Below are 19,599 nucleotides of genomic sequence, written 5' to 3'. Positions count from 1 at the left end.
CATCGGTCAGCGAGCTGCGTCACAATCGAGCAGAATGTTAGGCACTTTCCTGACCGTCGGCAATGTTCTCGCCCAACATCATCGGAGCTAGAGTGTCTGTCGTGCACGCCGCGGGTCAGCCGGAACCCGACCTCGACGGGCCCACCCCCGACGGCGCCCCGCGTCCGCAGGCCATCCTGCTGACCTTCTTCGGCAGCTACCTGCTCGGTCGCGACGTCCAGGTGGCCACCAGCAGCGTCATCGAGGTGCTCGACCGCGTCGGGGTCTCCGAGCACGCCACCCGCTCCACGCTCAGCCGGATGGCCCGCCGCGACCTGCTGCGCCGGGTCCGCCGCGGCCGCCAGGTCTACCTCGGGCTGACCACGCGCAGCCAGGAGATCCTGCGCGACGGGGAGACCCGGGTCTGGCACACCGGCGCGGTGAACGAGCAGTGGGACGGCACCTGGACGCTGCTGGGCTTCTCGCTGCCCGAGTCCTGGCAGCGCCAGCGCCACGAGCTGCGCTCGCGGCTGCTGTGGGCCGGCTTCGGCCCGCTGCAGAACGGGCTGTGGATCTCCCCGTCGCACGCCGACGTCGCCGCGGTCACCGAGGGACTGCAGGCGGCCCGGCACATCCGCGCGTTCGAGGCGCGCGCCCTCGCCCCGACCGACCTCGACGGCCTGCTGTGCGACGCGTGGGACCTCGACGCCATCGCCGCGCGCTACCGCGGTTTCGTCGAGCGCTGGCAGGAGGCCGGGCGGCGCCCCCCGCTGCCCGACCGCCTCGCCCAGCACCTCGCGCTGCAGACCGACTGGCTGCAGGTGATCCGCCAGGACCCGCGGCTGCCGGCGCGCCACCTGCCGCGCGACTGGCCCGCCGCGCACGCCCAGGAGGTCTTCCGGACGTTCTACTCCGAGCTCGACCCGGAGGCGCGCACGATCGCCGCGCGGATCCTCGACCTCGTCCCCGACCTCGACGCCGGGCCGGGCTGAGCCGCACCGGCCACGACGTCGCACCGGCTCAGCGCGACGGGCCGCCGCCGCCGGACGGCTCGGTGCCGGTGTCCACCCCGACCGCCAGCGAGACGGCGTAGCCGGCGGTCACGTCGCCGGTGGCGGTGGCCAGCTGCAGCGCCCCGCCGTCGTCGCCGAAGACGTTGTCGCCGCTCAGGCTGACGTCGGCCAGGTTGCCCACCGAGTCCTCGTAGCCCGGCTCGGCGTAGACGACCTCGCACACGTCCTGCGGCAGCGCCACCTGCGAGGTGGCCACGGCGTTCGCGGCGTCGGCGATGGCCGCCTCGTCCGGGTAGACCTCGAAGTGGACGTGCGGCCAGCGCCCGGCGTAGCAGGCCGGGAAGATGCTGGTGAAGCGGACCTTCCCGGAGGCGTCGGCGATCTGCACGCCGCGCAGGAAGTTCTGGTCCTCGACCCCCTCCGAGTAGAGCGAGTAGCCGCCCTCGCGGCTGCAGTGCCACACGTAGACGGCCGCACCGGCGAACGCCGACCCGCCCGCGGCCAGGTCGGAGATCGTCAGGTCGAGCGTCATCGGCACGCCCTCCGCGGTGCCGCTCGACGACCCGAAGCTCGACCGGATGTCGCTGCGCACGACCCCGCTCTCGGAGAGCACGTCCGGGCCGTTGGACCCGTCGCCGGGGTACGGGCCCGCCGTCTCGTCCGGGACCTCACCGGTCGAGGTCGTCGCGGTCGCGCTCCCGGCGCCCGCGCCGCACGCCGCCAACCCGACCGCCACCGTCCCCAACCCGAGCGCCCTGAGCACCCGGCGCCGCCCGACCATCGTCGCCATGTCGAAGCCCAGGCCCTGGTCGACGACGTCCTCGTGCGGCCTGGGCAGGGCACGACCGCGGTAGGTCGGCACGCGACCGTCTTCCTGGTTCCGCTTCACAGTTCCTCCGTGCAACTCGGGTACGACCCGACGGTAGGCAGCGGGTCGATCCAGGACCTGTGCGTCACCTGAGTGCGCGCTGTGAGCGAGGATCCGCCGGGCGGGGCTGCGACGTGGCTGAGGGACCCGCTGCGGCTCGGCCGACCCGGACGCTATCGCGCGTCTGGTGGTGGGCTCAGGACGAGCCGGCGCAGGTCGGCGGTGATGTCGGCGGCGTCACGGGTGTCGGGCCAGTGGTGCGCCGGGCGGCCCCGCGGGTCGACCAGGTACGTGATCGCGGTGTGCGGTACCGCGTAGCCGTCGGGGTCGTCGGGGTCGGGGCGGCGCCGGGCGAAGACCAGGAACGCCCGCTTCGCCTCCTCGATCCGCTCGGGCGGGCCGGTCAGGCCGGTGAACCGCGGGTGCGCGGCCTCCAGGTGGGCGCGCAGGACGTCGGGGGTGTCGCGCTCGGGGTCGACCGTGACGTAGAGCGGGACGACGAGGCCGGGCGGCGGGTCGAGGGCGTCCAGCGCGGCCGACAGCTTCGCCAGCGCCCGCGGGCAGACCACCCGGCACGACGTGAAGCCGAACTGCACCAGCAGCCACGAGCCCCGGTAGGTGCGCTCGGTGACCTCCCGCCCGTGGTGGTCGACCAGGTCGAACGCGGCCCGGATCGGCGGGGCGGTCACGGCACCAGCGCCAGGTCGACGGCCGGGCCGTCGGGCACGCGCACCACGACGCCGCCGTCGACGGCGGGAGCGTCGAGCTCGGTGCCGCCGAGCAGCAGGCGGGCCCCCGCCGGAACCCGCCCGATCGTCACCGCGCCGTCGCCGGGCACGGCCGTCTCCCGGCGCAACCGGGCGTGCAGCACGCCGTCGACGACCTCGGCCCGGCTCACCTCGACGTCCCGGTCGACCTCGACGAGCGCGGGCTCGGCGTGGTGCGCGGCGCTCCACGGCTCGTTGTAGAGCCCCCACAGCCCGTCCGCGACGTTGAGCCGGGCGTAGCCGAGCAGCACGTTGCCGGTCATCGGCTCGATCTCGGTGCGGTGGCCGCAGGCGTCGGCGGGGGTGTCGTTGCGGGGGTAGTGGAGCGCGCCGTCGCGCCAGGTCGGGGCCATGAACCGGTCGGCGTGCGCGAGCAGCCCGTCGAGGGTGGCGCGGTCGCCCATCTCCGAGGCCCACGCCGCGACCCAGCCCGTGTCGCAGGTGTCGGTCACGACCGGCTGCCCCATGACCTGGCGGGCGGGGGCCGACCGCACCGACAGGGTGCCGTCCGGGCCGGGGACGAGGAAGTCGGCGACCTGGCGCGGGTAGTTCTCCCGGACGAAGTCGCGGTTCCAGGTGTTCATCAGCGTCCCGCACCAGGCGTCGACCCACGGCGAGGGCGCCTCGTTGGGCCGCACGGCGCGGCTGTCCTCGGCCAGCATCATGTTGTAGTGGCCGCCGGCGTCCAGGCGGCCGAACTCGGCCCAGGCCCGCTCGTAGCCGGCCACGACGTCGTCGGCGCGGGTGCCGCCGGTGAGCAGGTCGTGCAGCCGGAAGCCGAGGATGGCCGGCTGGTTGCAGATCTGGAAGACGCAGTTGGGCTCGCACGCGATGCCGACGTAGCCGTTGCGCACCATCTGCCAGTACAGGTGCTCGGTGAGCGAGTCGCGGTCGTAGGCGAAGCGCTTCTCGCCGCCGCCCCAGAAGAACGACCAGTGCCGGAAGGTCAGCGAGCCCGGCCGGGCGTACCGGTCGTCGGCGAAGAGGTGGTCGTGCAGCAGCGCGCAGGACTGCACGTAGGCGCTGTACATGATGTTGTCGCGGACGACCGGGTCCCACTCCTCGCCCAGCCGGTCGGCCAGGTGGGCGTTGAACACCGAGCCGCCCCGGCTCACGTCGCGCCAGTACATCCACACCTCGGGCAGCAGCAGCTTGTCGATCAGCCGCTGCATCATCGGGCGGAACAGGCCCGGCGCGGCCGGGAGCCGGTGGCGGTGGGTCAGCGCGAGGCCGTAGACCATGTAGGCGAGCTGGAAGCGGTAGCCGCCGAAGTCGTCCTGGCCGGTGCCCTTGCCCTGCATCAGCGACCAGTCGTTGGGCTGGCGGCGCGACAGCTCGTCCCAGTGGCGCAGGTGGCCCGACTGCTCGCGGTCGAGTTGGCGCATGCCACCACAATGGTCCTGGGCGCAAGACGGGGCCAGGCCCCCGGTCCCCGCGCCCGACCTTCGATCAGGCCACGAGCGCTGATCGGCGCGGCGTGGTTCGGTGTCCGCACCGCGGATGTGATCGGAGGGCGCGATGGAGCGGGTCTACACGGCCGAGGCGACGGCGTACGGGGCGCGGCTGGGGGCGGTGGTGTCCTCCGACGAGCGGCTGGACCTCCAGCTCTCGCGGCCGGCCGAGATGGGCGGCGACGGCGGCCCCGGCACGAACCCCGAGCAGCTGTTCGCCGCCGGGTACGCGGCCTGCTTCCACAGCGCCATGCGCTTCGCGGTGCCGGCTCTCGACCTGCCCGCCGACGCCCTGCAGGACTCGCACGTCACGGCGCGGGTGACGTTCCTGCGCGACGGGGTCCCGAACTTCGGGCTGGCCGTGGAGCTGGCGCTGCACGCGCCGCGGCTCACCCGGGAGCAGGCGACGGCGGCGATGGAGAAGACCCACACGATCTGCCCGTACTCGAAGGCGACCGCGGGCAACATCCAGGTCGACCTCCGCGTGGAGTAGCCCCACCTCTCCGCACCCGCCCCTCCGTCCCCCCGGCCCGGAACGTCAGGAAAGCCACCATCAGGACACCTGGCGTCCTGATGGTGGCTTTCCTGTCACGTGGGTGCGGGGCTCAGCCCTTCGCGGGGCCGTAGGTCAGGTGGACCACGCCGTTGTCGAGGCCCTCGGCGCCGATCAGCGCCATGGTGGTCTGCGGGCCGCCCTCGGGGAACAGGCGCGGGCCCTCGCCGACGGCGACGGGGTAGACGAACAGGTGCAGCTCGTCGACCAGGCCGTCGGCGATCAGCGCCCGGACCAGGGTGCCGCTGCCGCTGATGTAGATGCCGCCGTCGATGCCGTCCTTGAACTCGCGGATCATGTCGGCGTCGTAGCCGCCGAGGATGGTCGCGGGCTCCCAGTCGCCCTTCTCGAGCGTGCTGGACACGACGTACTTGTGGGTCTCGTTGAAGAACGGGGCGCCCGGGTCGTCCTCGACGGTGCGGCTCGACCACGCCGGGCCGAACATCTCGTAGGTGGTGCGACCCAGCAGGATCGCCGAGCTCGACGCGGTCAGCGGGCCGACGGCGCCGATCATCTGCTCGGTGAACGGGTAGTCCATCGTCCACATCGGAGCGCCGATGACGCCGTCGAGGGTGGTGAACTCGTGCACCTTGATCGTGCCCATGGTGGTGCTCCTGCTCGCTCGTTCCGGTGCGGCCGGGCCGCCTTCCGGGTGCATCGTGGTGGTGTCGAGGTGTGGGACCGCACCCGGGTGGTGGGCTCATCGACGCGCGGTCATGCCCTGCGTCACACGAGCTCGGCCGCGGCCTCGTGCAGCGCCCTGGCCAGCTCCCGGACGGGGGGCGAGGGCTGCCCGGGTCTGCGGGCCAGCACCGAGCGGCGGCGCTCCACCGGTCCGCCCTGCACGGTGAGCAGCCGGACCCCGGCCGGGACCGCGGCGACCAGGCTGGCCGGCACGGTTGTGACGCCGCAGCCCGCGGCGACCAGGCGCAGCTTCGTCAGCCAGTCGCGGGCGGTGTGCGCGACCCGGGGCCGCCCGGCCAGCCCCGGCCACACGCCCAGCAGCGGCTCGGCGCCGCTGTCGGGGCTGGCGATCCAGGCCAGCTCGGTCAGGTCCTCGACGGGCACGGTGTCGTGCGCGGCGAGCGGGCTGCCCGCCGGCACCGCGAGCCGCAGCGTCGACTCGACCAGCGTCGCCAGCTCCAGGCGGGGCGTCTCGTCGTCCGGCGGGCGGAAGGGCGGCCGCGACGACAGCACGGCCAGGTCGAGCGTGCCCGCGCGCAGGGACCTGACCAGCGCGGGCGTGGTGCCCTCCCGGGTCGTGACGGCGATGTCGGGCCGGGACCGGCGCAGCGTGGCCAGCGCCCGCGGCACCAGGACGGCCCCGGCGCTGATGAACATCCCCAGCCGGACGACGCCGCCGCTCGCGGCCAGGCCGCGCAGCTCGCGCTCGGCCGCGTCCAGGGCGTCCAGCGCGACGCCGGCGTGGCCCAGGAGCGCCAGCCCGGCGGGGGTGAGCCGCACGCCGTCGCGGCGGCGCTCGAACAGGGCGCCGCCCGCCGCCCGCTCCAGCACGGCCACCTGCCGGGACACCGCCGACTGCGTGTAGCCGAGCGCGGCCGCGGCGGCGGTGAAGGTGCCGCGCTCGGCGACCTCGCGCAGCACGCGCAGGCCGGTCACGGTCAGGTCCATGAGGCACAGGCATACCACCGGCGCTCGACTCTCGTCGGTCGCATGGCTGCTGCTCGCCGCCGGGTTCGGTCGGGAGACGGCAGCACCGTCCGGGCTCGCCCGCCTGCCGGTCGGCGGGGCAGGATCGGCCCATGCCCGTCTTCGCCGTGACCTACGCCTACCCCGACGACACCGCCGACGCCCGCGCGGCCGTCCGCCCGACGCACCGCGAGTTCCTGCGCGGGCTGGCCGACGAGGGCGTGCTGCTGGTCTCCGGCCCCTACGCGCAGGGGGAGGCGGCGGGCGCGCTGCTGATCTTCCGCAGCTCCACGAAGGACGAGCTGCTCGCTCTGCTCAAGCAGGATCCGTTCCAGGTCGAGGGCCTGGTCTCGGAGGTGGTCGCGACCGAGTGGGACGTGGTGACCGGCTCGCTCGCCCCGCACTTCTAGTCGGGCTCGCGCAACCGACCGGTGCGGCGCAGCCACTCCAGCACCGCGAGCACGCGGCGGTTGTCGCGGCGCGGCTCCGGGCCGGCCTCGGCGCTCTCGGGCAGCATCCGGCGGAAGATCCGGGTCAGGTGCCGCTCGGCGACCGGCAGCGAGATGTAGAGGCTGTCGGCGATCTCCCGGTTGGACAGGCCCTGGGCGAGCAGGTCGAGCACCTCGACCTCGCGCGCGGTGAAGTCGGTCGCGCCCTCGTTGCGCCGGCGCCACTCCTCGGCGGCCTCCTGGGAGAACATCGGGTCGACGACGACGCGCCCCGCCGCGACGCGCTGCACCGCCTCCTTGAGCATGGCCCGGTTCACCCGGTCCTTGAACAGGTAGCCCACGCCCCCGGTGCCGCCGAGGTCGCCGAGGGCGCGGGTGGCGTAGCGCAGCTGCACGTCCTGCTCGTAGCCGGACAGGATGATGATCCCGACGTCGCCGAGGCGCTCGCGCAGCGTCCGGCCGAGGGTGAGGCCCTCGTCGGACCAGGTGGGCGGCAGGCGCAGATCGAGGACGGCGACGTCGATCGGGCCGATCCGGTCGAGGCGGTCGAGCAGCTCGTCGCCGTCGGTGGTGTCGGCCGCGACCTCGATGCCGCGGCTGTTCAGGGCGGACACCAGGCTGCCGCGCCACAGCTCGTTGTCGTCGACCAGGGCGACTCGCACGCCGGTGCTCGCTTTCGGGTCGTCGGCGCCCGGGTGGGCACCCTCCACGGTGCGTCACCGGGAGGATATCGACCGTAGCCCCCGATCGGGCGATCAGGCCGGCACCGACGGGAGCAGCGCGCGCAGCGTGGTGCCGGTGCCGGTGGGGCTCTCGACGGTGAGCGTGCCGCCCAGCTCGGCCACCCGGTCGCGCAGCCCGGCGAGCCCGCGCCCGGCGCGCACCGCGGCCCCGCCGCTGCCGCCGTCGCGCACGACCACCTCGAGGACCCCGTCCGACGGCTCGACGACGATCTCCACGTGGGACGCGCCCGCGTGCTTGTGGACGTTGGTCAGCGCCTCGCGCAGCAGGTAGTAGGCGGGCAGGGTGAGCACGCCGAGGTCCTCGGCGGTGATCCGGCGGGTCGCGTCCAGGCGCAGCTCGGTGGCCATCCGGGCGACCGCGGCGTCCAGGCCGGAGGACAGCTCGGGCGGCGCGGTGCCGCGCTCGAGGCCGCGGATCTGGTCGAGCGCGAGGCGCAGCTTGCCGGCCAGCTCCTCGGCGGCGTCCCCGCCCCGGTCGGGCAGGTCGTCGAGCAGGCCGTCGAGGTCCATGCGGGCGGCGGCGATGGTCTGCTGGACTCCGTCGTGCAGGTCGCGGCGGAACTGGGCGCGGGCGCGGTCCAGGGCCAGCCGCTCGCCCGCGCGGGCCGCGTTCAGCTGGGCCAGCCGCATCCGCAGCACGGCGTGCAGCTGCTGGTTCTCGGCCACGATCGACAGCACCGCGGCGAACGACCGGACCGCGGCCGGGTCGTCGCGCAGGGCCGGCCCGCCGACCAGCGCCGCCACCGGCTCGCCCCCGGTGCCGGTGATCCACTGCACGAACCGGTCGCCGCGGGTGGTGTCGGGCAGCTCGCGCAGCCGCCCGGCTCCGTCGATCACGATCGGCCTGCCGGGCACCACGAACAGCAGCTCGGCGGTCGGGTCGGACAGCGCGCTGCGGGCGTAGGCGGTCAGCGACTCGGGCGTCCGCTCGGTGGGCAGCGCGTCGACGAACGTCGCGGCCAGGATGCGGCCGCGGTTGATCGCGGTGGCCAGCGCGGCGGTGACGCCGATCGAGAGCAGGCCGACGACCGTGGAGTTGGCGTGCAGCGGCAGCAGGCCGGGCGACATCGCGCCCACCGCGTTGACGACGGCCGCGGCGCCGCCCCACCCGGCCGCGGCCAGGCTCAGCGGGCGCAGGATCCGCCGCTGCGCCGGGGTCGCCGAGCGCAGCCGCCGCAGGGCGACCCGGGCGAACCAGGCGCCCACCACCACGAAGCCGGCCGACGCCACGACCGCCAGCGCGGTGCTGGCGGTCGGGTCCGGCCACGGCGCGGGCCAGAACGCGGCGGGGGAGAAGCCCAGCCACTCCGGCCGCGACACCAGCGCGATCGGGATGGTCGCGCCGGTCGTCCCGATCAGCGCGACCGCCACCCACCGGCGGCCGTCGGCGTCCAGGCGCGAGCGCCCCCAGCGCAGGACCCCGCAGCCCAGCGAGGTGTAGACGATCGCGCTGCCGAACAGCCACGAGGGCAGCGAGCCCCACGTGGGGTGCACGTCGAGGCTGAGCACGATCCACCCGGCCGCCGCCGCGACGAAGCACAGCCCCGTGAAGCGCTCCTCGTGCTGGGCGACGAGGTAGTGGCCCAGCGCCACCAGCGACATCACCACCGTGGCGTTGACGCCGACGAAGAACGGCTCGTCGCGCACGGCGGGCAGCTGGATCAGTACGGTCAGCGCGCCCGCGCCGACCACGCCCATGGCCCACCGGTAGCCGAACGCGAGGCGGTGCCCGCGCAGGCTGCGCACCGGTTCGGAGGCCACTCCCTGGTGTCGGTCGTCGATCACGCGGTGTTAGCCGGACCGACCACACCCGGGCGCGTCCGTCGAGCCGGTCGACCCTCGAACCGTGAGGGGAAACCCTCGGCTTTCCGCCGGGTTGCCGGTCTGCCCGCGGACCGCGGGCGCGACGACAATTCGGGTACCGCGGCCGAGGTGAGGGCGGTGGAGGGGCCGTTACCTCGCCGATGGACCGCGCGGTACCCGGCCGGCGCAGCCCCCCGTGCCGGCCCGGGGATGCGCCGCCGGCGGGCTGGTCCTGCCGGCGGCGCTACCGGCCGTCCGACGGCGGTCGGCGCGCTCGGGCGGCGCTGGACCCGTCGGGTGTTCGGGTGGCGCCCGCCGGCGGGAACGCAGGCACCCGCCCACCGCCGCCGGGCATCAGAGGTTGACGCCGCGGTCGCGCAGCCAGGGGCGGGGGTCGATCTTCTGGCCGCCCGGCGTGGTGACCTCGATGTGCAGGTGCGGGCCCGTCGAGCGGCCGCGGTTGCCGACCTCGGCGATCACCTCGCCCGCCGCGACCCGGTCGCCGACCTTGACGAACGAGCGGTTGACGTGGCCGTAGGTGGTGACCGTGCCGTCGCCGTGGCGGACGCGCACCCACAGCCCGAAGCCGGAGGCGGGGCCGGAGTCGATGACGGTGCCGGCCAGCGGGACGTGGATCGGGGTGCCGATCGGGGCGGCGATGTCCAGGCCCTGGTGCTGGCGCCCGCCGCGGGCGCCGAACCCGGAGCTGACCCGGCCGGCGACGAGCTGGGCGGACCCCGCCCTCGCCGCGGGCGCGGCCGGCTCAGCGGGCTTCGGAGCAGCGGCGGGCTTCGGGGCGGCGGCGGGCGGTGCGGCGGGCCTCGCGGGCTCCGCGGCCGGCTTCGCGGCCTCCTCGGCCCGGCGGGCGACCTCGGCGTCGCGGGCGGCCTGCGCCTCGGCCTCGCGCGCGGCCTGGGCCTCCTGCACCCGGCGGGCCTCCTCGGCCACCCGGGCCGCTTCGGCCAGCCGGGCCTCCTCAGCGGCCCGCGCTGCGGCGGCGGCCTGCAGGTCGGCCGCCTTGACGAGCCCGGCGGCGTCGACGACGAGCGGTTGCACGGCGGCGATCGAGGCGACCGGCTCGGGCGCGGCGACGCCGACGACGGGATCGGTGCTGAAGAAGTCGCCCAAGGCGGTGCGCATCGCGGTCGTGCCGTCCGAGACCAGCGGGACGGCCTGGGCCAGCAGCTGCTGGCCCGCGGCGGCGACGGTGGTGCCGGCGACGGCCAGCGCCACCAGCCGTCCGGGCCGGGGGCCGGTCTCGGCCGACCCGGGCTGGGCGATGTGCACGTGCGGGATGGCCACGGCCAGCGCGCCCTCCAGCAGAGGCTGGGGGTGGGCGCGCCGGCCGTGCGGGGAGCGGTGCCGGGCCACGGATGTCCTTCCGACGATCACGTCCGGAGCCTTCGGCGCGGGAGGTTGCCCCGGATCCGCGAGCGTGATCAACTCGTTATCTCGTGCTCCGGACGCTAATCGCGCCCTTCCCCGTCCGGGTGGCCTGCGCCGTTCGGCTGAGGCCGGAGGGCCACACCCTGCGACGAACGCCGCGCACGATCGAGTGGGCACGGCCGGGTCGGGGCCCTGCCGCTCGTCCTGCCGCACGTCGCCGCGAGGGCGCCGCCCGCCCGCCGATCACCGCAGGCCGCCGGTACCCGGCACCGCGGGTACCGCAGCTCGTCGCGGCCCGGCTCCCGCGCGGCGCGATCGCGGACGGTCGCGGTCTCACCCGGGACCGTCCGCCCTCGCCTCCCACCACCCTCCCCGCCCCTCCCCGCGGACGTCAGGAGAGCCACCATGCGGACGCCGGACGTCCTGATGGTGGCTTCCCTGACATGAGCGGGCGGGGTGGGAGGAGTGGCGGGTGGGGCAGCGCGAGGGGAGAACGGCTACGGCTGCGTGGCGCGGGACTGGATGGCGGTCAGCGCGATCGTGTAGACGATGTCCTCGACCTCGGCGCCGCGGCTGAGGTCGTTCACCGGTCGGGCCAGGCCCTGCAGCATCGGCCCGATGCTGACCACGTCGGCGCTGCGCTGCACGGCCTTGTAGGTCGTGTTACCCGTGTTGAGGTCGGGGAAGACGAACACCGTCGCCCTGCCCGCGACCGGGCTGCCCGGGCGCTTGCTGTGCCCGATCGAGCCCACCGCGGCGGCGTCGTACTGCAGCGGGCCGTCGACGGCGAGGTCGGGGCGCCGCTCGCGGACCAGCGCCGTCGCCGCGGCCACCTTCTCCACGTCGGCGCCCGCGCCCGACGCCCCGGTGCTGAAGCTGATCATCGCGATGCGCGGTTCGACGCCGACGGCGGCCGCGCTCTCCGCGCTCTGCACGGCGATGTCGGCGAGCTCCTCGGCGGTGGGGTCGGGGTTGATCGCGCAGTCGCCGTAGACGACCACCTCGTCGCGCAGCAGCATGAAGAACACCGAGGACACCAGCCGGGCGCCGGGCGCCACCCTGATCAGCTCCAGCGCCGGGCGCACCGTCGCCGCCGTGGTGTGCACGGCGCCCGCGACCAGGCCGTCGACCTCCCCGGCGGCCAGCATCATGGTGCCGACGGTGATCGGGTCGCCGAGGCGCTCCTGGGCCATCGCCGGGGTCATGCCCTTGTGCGCGCGCAGCGCGACCAGCCGGTCGACGTAGTGGTCGGCCACCGTCGCCGGGTCGACGACGTCGACGTCGTCGGGGAGGGTGAGCCCGGTCGAGCGCAGGGTCGCGTCGAGCGCGGCGGGGTCGGTCAGCAGCAGCGGGCGGGCGATGCCGCGCTCGGCGCAGACGACGGCGGCCCGCACGGTGCGCGGCTCGGCGCCCTCGGGCAGCACGATCCGGGCGTCGGCGCGGCGGGCGGTCTCCACGAGGCGGTGCCGGAACGCGGCCGGGGTGAGCCGGCGGCGCCGCCCGCTCCCGGCCAGGGACTGCAGCCACTCGGGGTCGAGGGCGTCGGCGACGGCCGCGCCGACCTGGCGGGCGCGGTCGAGGTCGTCGGTGGACAGCTCCGGGTCGAGGTCGTGCAGCCGCACGGCCGTCGGGTAGGTCAGCTCGTCGACGACCAGGATCGGCAGCCCCTCCGCCGCCGACGTCAGCGCCAGCACGTCCGGGTGCGGCTCGACGCCCGCGGTCAGCAGCAGCCCGGCCAGCCGCACGCCGTTCATCGCGGCCAGGCAGGCGGCCATGACGACGTCGTGCCGGTCGCCCGGGACGAGCAGCAGCGCGCCGTCGCGCAGCAGCCGCAGCAGCCCCGGCACGGCCTGCGCGCACACCAGCACCTCCGACACCCGCCGCGAACCGTCGCCGGCGACGAGCGTGCGCGCCCCGAGCGCGTCGGCGACGTCGTCCACCCGCGGCCAGGTGGCCTCCGGCCGGAACGGGACCGCGCCCACCAGCGGGATGTCGTGGCGGCGCAGCGCGTCGGCGATGGCGGCGGGGTCGCCCGACACCCGGGACGCCACGCAGCCGACCACGCGGCGCAGCTCGCCGGAGCGGTAGGGCGCCGCGGCGATCGCCACCGACTCGGCCAGCGCGGCGGGGTCCGCCGCGGAACCGTCCGCGACCAGCAGCACGTCGGCATCCAGGGCACCGGCGAGCACCGAGTCGACCCGGGTGGACCACACGTGCTCCGGCGAGGGCACCAGCCCCTCGACGACCAGCACGTCGCTGCCGGTCTGCGGCTCGGCCAGGGCGACGACCCGCTCCATCAGCTCGTCCTGGCGCCCGGCGCCCAGCAGCCTGGCCGCCTGGTCGGCGGGGACGGGGTCGGGCGGGCGCAACCGGGTGAGCGCCCGCACGAGCGCGGCCGACCCGTCCCCGGACGGGCCCGCCCGGCGCGGCTGGGCGATGGGCTTGACGAAGCCGACCTCGACGCCCGCCCGGTCGAGTGCGGTGACCAGGCCGAGGCAGGTCGAGGTCAGGCCGACGCGGCGGCCGGTCGGGACCGCCAGCAGGGTGCGCGTCACGCGGCACACGCTACGGGCGGGCCGGGGCGCGAGCGCCGACCCGGCCGACGCCCTGCCCGGACCGCCACCGGGAAGGTGATGAAGGCGCGGTTGCGGGAACCCCACCGGCGCGGACACGATCGCCGGATCAGCTGAGGGGGGCGGGCGATGGCGGGTGCGACGGGCGTGGGAGCGCCGTCGACCAGCAAGGGCGACCGCACCCGCCGCCGCCTGCTCGACGCCGCCGCCGCGGAGGTCGCCCGGGTGGGCGCGGCCGGGGCGAGCCTGTCGGGCATCGCCGCGGCGGCCGGGCTGAAGACCGGCAGCATCTACTTCCACTTCGCGTCCAAGGACGAGCTGATCGCCACGATGCTGGAGGAGGGGCTGCGCGAGTCGCTGCGGCTGCTGGATGAGGCGCTGGCCGCGGTGGCCGACCTCGACGCCGGGGCCCGGCTGCGCGCCGGTGTGCGCGCCCACCTGCGCGCCCTCCACGAGCTCGGCGACTACGCCGCCGTCGTGCTCGCGCAGGGCGCCGCAGAGGTCCCGGCCGCCGCGGCGTTCCCGCGGTTGCGCCGCGCCCACGTCGGCCGGTGGACCGAGCTGGTGGCCGACGCTCAGGCCGCCGGGGTCCTGGCCGGCGGGCTCGACCCGCGCGACGCGCGCGACCTGCTGTTCGGGGCGATGAACAGCGCGCTGGGCCGGCCCGGGTGGTCGCCGGAGGGCACGGCGTCGGCGTTGTGCCGGATGCTGCGCCTGGACGGCTGATCCGCGCCGAGCCCGAGCACGCGCAGCGTCTCCGGGCCGATGACGCCGTCGGCGGTCAGCCCCGTGCGCCGCTGCAGCTCCCGCACCGCGACCTCGGTCGCCGGGCCGAACACGCCGTCGACGGCCAGGCGCAGGTACGGGCACCAGGCGTCCAGCAGCCGTTGCGCCTCGTGGACCAGCCCGTCCCGCGCGCCCCGGCGCAGCACCGGTCCCTGCTCGGGTGGCGGGGGTGTCGAGCACTGCGCCGCGAGCGCGGCGACGAACTCGGACGCCCGCTGCGCCGGCGCGATCACCTCGACGTGCATCTCGTCCGGCCGGCGGTGCAGCGCGCCGCTGCGCAGCCCGAGCGAGGCCGCCTTCCGCGTCACCGCGACCCGGTGCGGGCCCAGCGTCCCCGCCCGCCCCGCCGGGTGCAGCGGGACGTTGAAGTCGACCGCCGTGCCGCTCGCGTGGCTGGACAGCGCGCCGCCGCCGTGCACGCGGCGGTAGGAGTAGCCCCGGCACCAGTCGGCCCGCAGCGGTTCCACCTCGTGGTGCCACCACCGGCCCATCTCCAGCAGCAGCGGGGCGATGTCGGCGCGCAGCGGCAGCCGGACGTCGGTGTCGGGCACGACGAACGTGCGGATGTCCAGCTCGGCCGGGTCGGGCGAGGCGGGCCAGCCGTTCTGCGATGTCGCCATGTCGAAGCTCCGCGGATCGTCCGTCAACTCCTGTCCACAAGACCGCGCGGGCCTCCGCGATGTACAGCGGGTACGTAGAACTGCGTACGTGCTCCGCCGGAGTCGGGCGCCCCCTCCGCCCTGCGATGCTCCCGGCGTGATCGACCCCCCGCGGGACGCCGCCCGTCCCCGCCCGCGCCGTCGCGTCGCCCGCGTACTGGTGGCGGCGGTGGTGGTGCTGAGCCTGCTGGGCGCGGGCCGGGTGGCGTGGGTGGTCGCCGTCCCGGCCGGCGACGGCGTGCGCGCCGAGCAGCTGCGGTTCCTCGAGTCGGCGCTGGCCGACGGGGCCGGCCAGGACATGCAGGAGCTCTTCCCGGAGGGCTACTTCTTCTCCCACGTGCTCACCGGTCTCGCCGCCGCGCAGCCCGCCGCCGCGGGCGACGCCGACGCCCTGCGCGTGGCGCGCACGGCCCTGGACGCGCTCGGTTCGCCTGCCGGGACGGCGCCGTTCCCGGACACCGCCGCGCCGGCCCACGGCGTGTTCTGGGCGGGGTGGTCGCTGGCGCTGGCCGTGGAGGTGGCCCGGCTGTCGGGTCTGCCCGCCGACCGGGCCGACGTGGCCCGTCGTGCGGGGGAGATCCGCGACGCCCTGGTCGCAGACGACGACGGGTTCCTGGAGGCCTACCCGGGCCAGGTCTGGCCGTGCGACACGGTCGTCGCGGTGGCCGCGCTGGCCAGGTCGCGGGCGCTGGGGCCGGTGCCCGGGGTCGACGAGGTGGTCGCGGGCTGGACGGACCGGACGCGCGCGGTGCGCGACCAGGCGACCGGCCTGCTGCCGCACCGGCTCGACGCCGGCGGCGCGGTGCTGGACGGGCCGCGGGCGTCGTCGCAGGCGCTGATGCTGTCGTTCCTGCCCGACATCGACCCGGGGTCCGCGGCCGCCGACTACCGCCGCTTCGTCGACGCGTTCGTCGTGCGGGAGCTCGGGCTGGTGGGCGTGCGCGAGTACCCGGTCGGGATGGAGGGGGAGGGCGACGTCGACTCCGGGCCGCTGATCGCCGGAGTCTCGCTGAGCGCGTCGGCGGTGGCCCTCGGGGCCGCGACCAGGCAAGGTGACGCGGCGCTGGCCGCGACGCTGGACGCGCAGGCCGAGCTGTTCGCGCTCCCCGTGCCGTGGTTCGACGGCCGCCGCTACGCGTTCGGGCTGCTGCCGGTGGCCGACGCGTTCCTGGCCTGGGCGCGGGCGCAGTCCGCGGCCACCGGCGCCACCGGGTCGAGCGGTGCGCCGGGGTGGCTGTGGCCGGGGTGGCTGCTGCTCGCGCTGGTCCCGGCCGCGGTGGTGCTGGCGGTGCCGCGCACGCGGCGACTGCTGCTCACGACCCCGGCCGCAGGTCGCGCGGGAAGCCCAGCAGCGCGGCGTTGAACCCGTCGGGGCGCACGCGCAGTGGCCAGATCCGAGGTGAGTCCCGTCGGGGCACCGACATCGAGCCTGCCGGTGCTCCACCCGGGAGCACCACCGACGAACGCTCACAGATCCGAGGTCGCTCGCCGCGCGGGTGTCTTCCCGATCCGGAGGTGGGCGCGTCGCCCACGACAGCCACTGCTCAAGACGCCTCCGGCGGCGCCTACGCGGCCCTTCCCGGGGGTGGGGTGGGGGCGTAGCGCCCCCCCGGGCGCGCCCCCGCGCGCCGCGCGGGGCCCCCCCCCCCCCCCGGGGGCGCCCCCCCCCCCCCCCCCGCCCCCCCCGGGGGGGGGGGGGGCCCCCCCCCCCCGCCCGCCCCCCCACCTCCCGGGTGCGCTCAGGCGGTGCCGGGCTGCTGCTGCTTGTTCAGCTGCGGCGCCGGGGCCGGCTGGGTGGCCTGCTCGCCCGCGGTGACCTGCGGGGCGACCGGACCGCCGTGCAGCGAGGCCCGGATCTGCTCCAGCCGGCTCGCTCCGGCCATGTCGACCGAGGCCTGCTGGACCTCCAGCATCCGGCCCTGGACCGAGTTCTGCGCCAGCTCGGCCGAGCCGATCGCGTTGGCGTAGCGGCGCTCGATCTTGTCGCGCACCTCCTCCAGGGAGGGCGTGTTGCCGGGCGCGGAGAGCTCGGTCATCTGCCGCAACGACGCGGCCGCCTGCTCCTGCATCTTGGCCTGCTCGAGCTGGCTGAGCAGCTTCGTGCGCTCGGCGATCTTCTGCTGCAGCATCATCGAGTTGCGCTCGACGGCCTGCTTGGCCTGCCCCGCCGCCTGGATCGACTGGTCGTGCAGGGTCTTGAGGTCCTCGACCGACTGCTCGCCGGTGACCAGCTGGCTGGCGAAGGCCTGCGCGGACTGCTCGTACTGCTGGGCCTTCACCTCGTCACCGGACGCGCGGGCCTGGTCGGCCATGACCAGCGCCTGCCGGGCCGACGCCTGCAGCTTCTCGATCTCCCCCAACTGGCGGTTCAGCTTCATCTCCAGCTGGCGCTGGTTGCCGATCACCGCCGCCGCCTGCTGCGAGAGCGCCTGGTGCTGGCGCTGCGCCTCTTCGATGGCCTGCTGGATCTGCACCTTCGGGTCCGCGTACTCGTCGACCTTGGACGAGAACAGCGCCATCAGGTACTTCCAGGCCTTCGTGAAACCGTTGGCCATCTGCTCCGCCTACCTCCGAGTGCGACACCACGTATCGCGCCTGCGATCCGTCGAGGGACCGACGGCGCGTTCCCCCACCTGCAGCGCCGTCCGACCCGGATGCCGGTGCGCTGACCCCATCGTGGCATCGCAGACGCCCGGCTTCCACCGATGACCGACGATATCGGGGATCATCCCGATCTCGCCGTCGGGGGAACCCGGAACTCGGGATACCGCCTGCCCTACCGCCGAACGGCCGATCCACCCCGAGCACACCACAGGGCGGGCCGCCGTGGAGGCGACCCGCCGGGCTGCGGATGCTCGTGGAGGGGACGGGCTCATGCGGCCGCGCGCACGGCCCCCACGCGGCTCGGGGTCGGCTGCGGGGCAGGCGCCACCGGGGCGACCGGGGTCAGCGGGACGCCCGGGTGCAGCGGCCCGGTGACGACGTCCTCCGCGCCGGCCAGGCGCAGGTCCATGTGGCGCAGACCGACCAGGCGCTGCGGGCGTGCCGCGGCCGCGTCGGCCGCGGCGGCGGCGTCGAGCGTCTCGGCCGCGTCGGACAGCAGATCGGACAGGGCGACGTCGAGCGCGTCGCAGATGGCCGCCAGCAGCTCGCTGGAGGGCTCCTTGCGCCCCCGCTCCACCTCGGACAGGTAGCCCAGGCTCACCCGCGCCCGCCGGGACACGTCGCGCAGCGTTCGCCGCCGCGCGGTCCGCATGCGCCGCAGGCTGCCGCCGATCGCCTCCCGCATCAGCACCGCCATGCGACCCTCCTCGTGGACGTCCGTCGGGCACTCCCGACCGTGAGATCACCGTACCGACAACCGCGCCCGCGCGGCGCCGGCAGCGCCGTGCGGGCGCGTCCGCCCAGGGCGAACACGCGGCCCGTCGATCCCCGGACGGGGCGGTCCCGGGGCGTGGCAGCCTGGGCCGGTGGACCGCCCCCTCGAACCCGACGACGCGCAGTGGCGAACGATGGCCGGGCAGGTCGTCGACTACCTGAGCGGGTTCCTCACCGCGCTCCCCGACGCGCCGCTGGCCGATCTCTCGGTCCCGCACGAGCTGCTGGCCGACCCCGACCTGCGCCGCCCCCCGCCCGAGGACGGGCGGGCGCTGGGCGAGCTGCTGGCCGTGGTCGACCGGGCCGCCCGCCCCGGGCTGAACCCGGCCAGCCCGGGCTACTTCGCGTTCATCCCGGGCAGCGGGCTGGTGAGCGCGGGGCTGGCCGACCTCGTCGCCGACGTGCTCAACCGCTACACCGGGATGGCCGCGCCCGCCCCCGGCCTGGTGGCGCTGGAGACCGACGTGCTGCGCTGGCTGGCCGACGTGGTCGGGCTGCCCACCAGCGCCGGGGGCCTGCTGACCTCCGGCGGGTCGATCGCCACCCTCTCGGCGCTGATCACCGCCCGGCACGCCCGGCTGGGCGAGGACTTCCTGGCCGGCACCCTCTACGCCACCGACCAGGTGCACCACGCGGTGGTCAAGGCCGCCCGGCTGGCCGGCTTCCCGACCGGCGCCGTGCGGATCGTGCCCACCGACGCCGGCCTGCACATGGACGTCGGGGCGCTCGCCGCGGCCGTCGCCGCCGACCGGGCCGCGGGCCGGGTGCCGTTCTGCGTGGTCGGGAGCGCGGGCACGACCAACACCGGCACGGTCGACCCGCTGCCGCAGATCGCCGACCTCTGCGCCCGCGAGGACCTGTGGTTCCACGTCGACGGCGCCTACGGCGGGGCGTTCGCGCTGACCGAGCGCGGGGCCCGCAGGCTGCGGGGCATGGAGCGGGCCGACTCGGTGGTCCTCGACCCGCACAAGAGCCTGTTCCTGCCCTTCGGCACCGGGGCCCTGCTCGTCCGCGACGTCGCCGCGCTGCGCGCCGCGCACTCCGGCGACCAGGACGAGGCCGGCTACCTGCACGACCTCGACGAGCTGGAGCTGCCCGACTTCGCCGCGCTCGGCCCCGAGCTCACCCGCGACACCCGCGGGCTGCGCCTGTGGCTGCCGCTGCACCTGCACGGCGTCGCGGCGTTCCGGGCCGCGCTCGACGAGAAGCTCGACCTCGCCGCGGCGGCCTACGCCCTGCTCCGCGACGTCGACGCGCTGACGCTGCTGGGCCCGCCGGAGCTGTCGACCATCGCATTCCACTGCTCGGGCCCCGGCACTCCGGAGGAGGTCGACGCGCGGACGGCGGAGCTGCTGCGCCGGGTGAACGCCGAGGGTCGGGTGTTCCTGGCCAGCACCCGGGTGCGCGGACGGCGGCTGGGCCGGCTCTGCGTGCTGAACCACCGCACCGACCGGGCCCGGCTCGACGAGGCCGTGTCCGCGCTGACCCGGCACGCGAAGGCGCTCGCCGCGCCCTGACCCGGACGGGCCCGCGCCGGGCGC

17 protein-coding genes and 1 pseudogene are annotated in these 19,599 nt (G+C 75.9%); 6 read left to right on the top strand and 12 right to left on the bottom strand.

Features of this window, described 5'->3' with window-relative positions:
• The first annotated feature begins 101 nt into the window (after positions 1-101).
• Positions 102-971, top strand: coding sequence for a PaaX family transcriptional regulator (locus KDL28_RS05595; RefSeq protein ID WP_252436128.1), 870 nt, complete (start codon positions 102-104; stop codon positions 969-971).
• Positions 972-999: 28 nt separating this feature from the next.
• On the opposite strand, the gene KDL28_RS05590 is transcribed toward KDL28_RS05595, so the two are convergent.
• From KDL28_RS05590 to KDL28_RS05580, 3 genes are all read right to left on the bottom strand, one after another.
• The gene (locus KDL28_RS05590; RefSeq protein ID WP_252436127.1) at positions 1,000-1,854 is read right to left on the bottom strand and encodes a dioxygenase family protein; all 855 of its coding nucleotides are present in this window, start codon (positions 1,852-1,854) and stop codon (positions 1,000-1,002) included.
• A gap of 179 nt (positions 1,855-2,033) precedes the next feature.
• Entirely contained in the window at positions 2,034-2,549 is a 516-nt protein-coding gene (locus KDL28_RS05585; RefSeq protein ID WP_252436126.1) for an SCO family protein, read from the bottom strand.
• Positions 2,546-4,012 carry a linalool dehydratase/isomerase domain-containing protein gene (locus KDL28_RS05580; protein WP_252436125.1) on the bottom strand — a complete coding sequence of 489 codons (1,467 nt, stop codon included), beginning with the start codon at positions 4,010-4,012 and terminating at the stop codon, positions 2,546-2,548. Before KDL28_RS05580 ends, KDL28_RS05585 begins: the two co-directional genes overlap by 4 nt.
• A 133-nt stretch (positions 4,013-4,145) precedes the next feature.
• Here KDL28_RS05580 and KDL28_RS05575 point away from each other — a divergent pair, with 133 nt between their 5' ends.
• Positions 4,146-4,571, top strand: a complete 426-nt coding sequence (locus tag KDL28_RS05575; protein ID WP_252436124.1) for an organic hydroperoxide resistance protein — start codon at positions 4,146-4,148, stop codon at positions 4,569-4,571.
• Positions 4,572-4,683: 112 nt separating this feature from the next.
• Here the strand turns inward: KDL28_RS05575 and KDL28_RS05570 are convergent, their stop codons facing one another.
• Together KDL28_RS05570 and KDL28_RS05565 are read right to left on the bottom strand one after the other, a co-directional pair.
• The gene (locus tag KDL28_RS05570) at positions 4,684-5,235 is read right to left on the bottom strand and encodes a dihydrofolate reductase family protein (protein ID WP_252436123.1); all 552 of its coding nucleotides are present in this window, start codon (positions 5,233-5,235) and stop codon (positions 4,684-4,686) included.
• Between the two features lie 122 nt (positions 5,236-5,357).
• On the bottom strand, positions 5,358-6,263 hold the full coding sequence (locus KDL28_RS05565) for a LysR family transcriptional regulator (RefSeq protein WP_252436122.1): 906 nt from the start codon (positions 6,261-6,263) through the stop codon (positions 5,358-5,360).
• 131 nt (positions 6,264-6,394) lie between these two features.
• Here KDL28_RS05565 and KDL28_RS05560 point away from each other — a divergent pair, with 131 nt between their 5' ends.
• The gene (locus tag KDL28_RS05560; RefSeq protein ID WP_252436121.1) at positions 6,395-6,691 is read left to right on the top strand and encodes a YciI family protein; all 297 of its coding nucleotides are present in this window, start codon (positions 6,395-6,397) and stop codon (positions 6,689-6,691) included.
• Here the strand turns inward: KDL28_RS05560 and KDL28_RS05555 are convergent.
• The 4 genes from KDL28_RS05555 to pta all read right to left on the bottom strand — a co-directional run bounded on the left by KDL28_RS05555 (position 6,688) and on the right by pta (position 13,217).
• On the bottom strand, positions 6,688-7,392 hold the full coding sequence (locus tag KDL28_RS05555; RefSeq protein ID WP_252436120.1) for a response regulator: 705 nt from the start codon (positions 7,390-7,392) through the stop codon (positions 6,688-6,690). The two genes, KDL28_RS05560 and KDL28_RS05555, sit on opposite strands and share 4 nt — an antisense overlap.
• Positions 7,393-7,485: 93 nt before the next feature.
• Positions 7,486-9,258, bottom strand: coding sequence for a sensor histidine kinase (locus tag KDL28_RS41360; protein WP_252436119.1), 1,773 nt, complete (start codon positions 9,256-9,258; stop codon positions 7,486-7,488).
• Positions 9,259-9,630: 372 nt separating this feature from the next.
• A complete protein-coding gene (locus tag KDL28_RS05545; protein ID WP_252436118.1) occupies positions 9,631-10,647 on the bottom strand; it encodes a M23 family metallopeptidase in 1,017 nt (338 codons plus the stop codon).
• Between the two features lie 512 nt (positions 10,648-11,159).
• Positions 11,160-13,217 carry a phosphate acetyltransferase gene (gene pta, locus KDL28_RS05540; protein WP_252436117.1) on the bottom strand — a complete coding sequence of 686 codons (2,058 nt, stop codon included), beginning with the start codon at positions 13,215-13,217 and terminating at the stop codon, positions 11,160-11,162.
• A 147-nt stretch (positions 13,218-13,364) separates the two neighbouring features.
• Here pta and KDL28_RS05535 point away from each other — a divergent pair, with 147 nt between their 5' ends.
• A complete protein-coding gene (locus tag KDL28_RS05535; RefSeq protein ID WP_252436116.1) occupies positions 13,365-13,961 on the top strand; it encodes a TetR family transcriptional regulator in 597 nt (198 codons plus the stop codon).
• Between the two features lie 26 nt (positions 13,962-13,987).
• Here KDL28_RS05535 and KDL28_RS05530 read toward each other — a convergent pair.
• Positions 13,988-14,266 (bottom strand): annotated as a pseudogene (locus KDL28_RS05530) (peptidoglycan-binding domain-containing protein); the annotation flags it as partial.
• Positions 14,267-14,777: 511 nt separating this feature from the next.
• Here KDL28_RS05530 and KDL28_RS05525 point away from each other — a divergent pair.
• Complete coding sequence (locus KDL28_RS05525) at positions 14,778-16,043, top strand: hypothetical protein (protein ID WP_252436115.1); 1,266 nt, start codon at positions 14,778-14,780, stop codon at positions 16,041-16,043.
• Positions 16,044-16,419: 376 nt separating this feature from the next.
• Here the strand turns inward: KDL28_RS05525 and KDL28_RS05520 are convergent, their stop codons facing one another.
• Both KDL28_RS05520 and KDL28_RS05515 read right to left on the bottom strand, forming a co-directional pair.
• Positions 16,420-17,235, bottom strand: a complete 816-nt coding sequence (locus KDL28_RS05520; protein WP_252436114.1) for a PspA/IM30 family protein — start codon at positions 17,233-17,235, stop codon at positions 16,420-16,422.
• A gap of 317 nt (positions 17,236-17,552) precedes the next feature.
• Positions 17,553-17,981: a helix-turn-helix domain-containing protein gene (locus KDL28_RS05515; protein ID WP_252436113.1), complete on the bottom strand. Its 429-nt coding sequence runs from the start codon at positions 17,979-17,981 to the stop codon at positions 17,553-17,555.
• Between the two features lie 169 nt (positions 17,982-18,150).
• Between KDL28_RS05515 and KDL28_RS05510 the strand changes: the two genes are divergently transcribed.
• Positions 18,151-19,575: a pyridoxal phosphate-dependent decarboxylase family protein gene (locus KDL28_RS05510; protein ID WP_252436112.1), complete on the top strand. Its 1,425-nt coding sequence runs from the start codon at positions 18,151-18,153 to the stop codon at positions 19,573-19,575.
• Positions 19,576-19,599: the final 24 nt, after the last annotated feature.

This window comes from Pseudonocardia humida, from assembly GCF_023898865.1.
Classification (GTDB): domain Bacteria; phylum Actinomycetota; class Actinomycetes; order Mycobacteriales; family Pseudonocardiaceae; genus Pseudonocardia; species Pseudonocardia humida.
Note: the sequence above shows the minus strand (reverse complement) of the source record. Positions and strands in the feature narration are given on the sequence as shown.

Excerpts from the sequence above, each read along its gene's own strand:
- KDL28_RS05560 (WP_252436121.1), top strand. The coding sequence starts at position 6,395 with ATGCCCGTCTTCGCCGTGACCTACGCCTACCCCGACGACACCGCCGAC.
- KDL28_RS05575 (WP_252436124.1), top strand. The coding sequence starts at position 4,146 with ATGGAGCGGGTCTACACGGCCGAGGCGACGGCGTACGGGGCGCGGCTG.
- KDL28_RS05520 (WP_252436114.1), bottom strand. The coding sequence starts at position 17,235 with ATGGCCAACGGTTTCACGAAGGCCTGGAAGTACCTGATGGCGCTGTTC.
- KDL28_RS05580 (WP_252436125.1), bottom strand. The coding sequence starts at position 4,012 with ATGCGCCAACTCGACCGCGAGCAGTCGGGCCACCTGCGCCACTGGGAC.
- KDL28_RS05535 (WP_252436116.1), top strand. The coding sequence starts at position 13,365 with ATGGCGGGTGCGACGGGCGTGGGAGCGCCGTCGACCAGCAAGGGCGAC.
- KDL28_RS05515 (WP_252436113.1), bottom strand. The coding sequence starts at position 17,981 with ATGGCGGTGCTGATGCGGGAGGCGATCGGCGGCAGCCTGCGGCGCATG.
- KDL28_RS05565 (WP_252436122.1), bottom strand. The coding sequence starts at position 6,263 with ATGGACCTGACCGTGACCGGCCTGCGCGTGCTGCGCGAGGTCGCCGAG.
- KDL28_RS05570 (WP_252436123.1), bottom strand. The coding sequence starts at position 5,235 with ATGGGCACGATCAAGGTGCACGAGTTCACCACCCTCGACGGCGTCATC.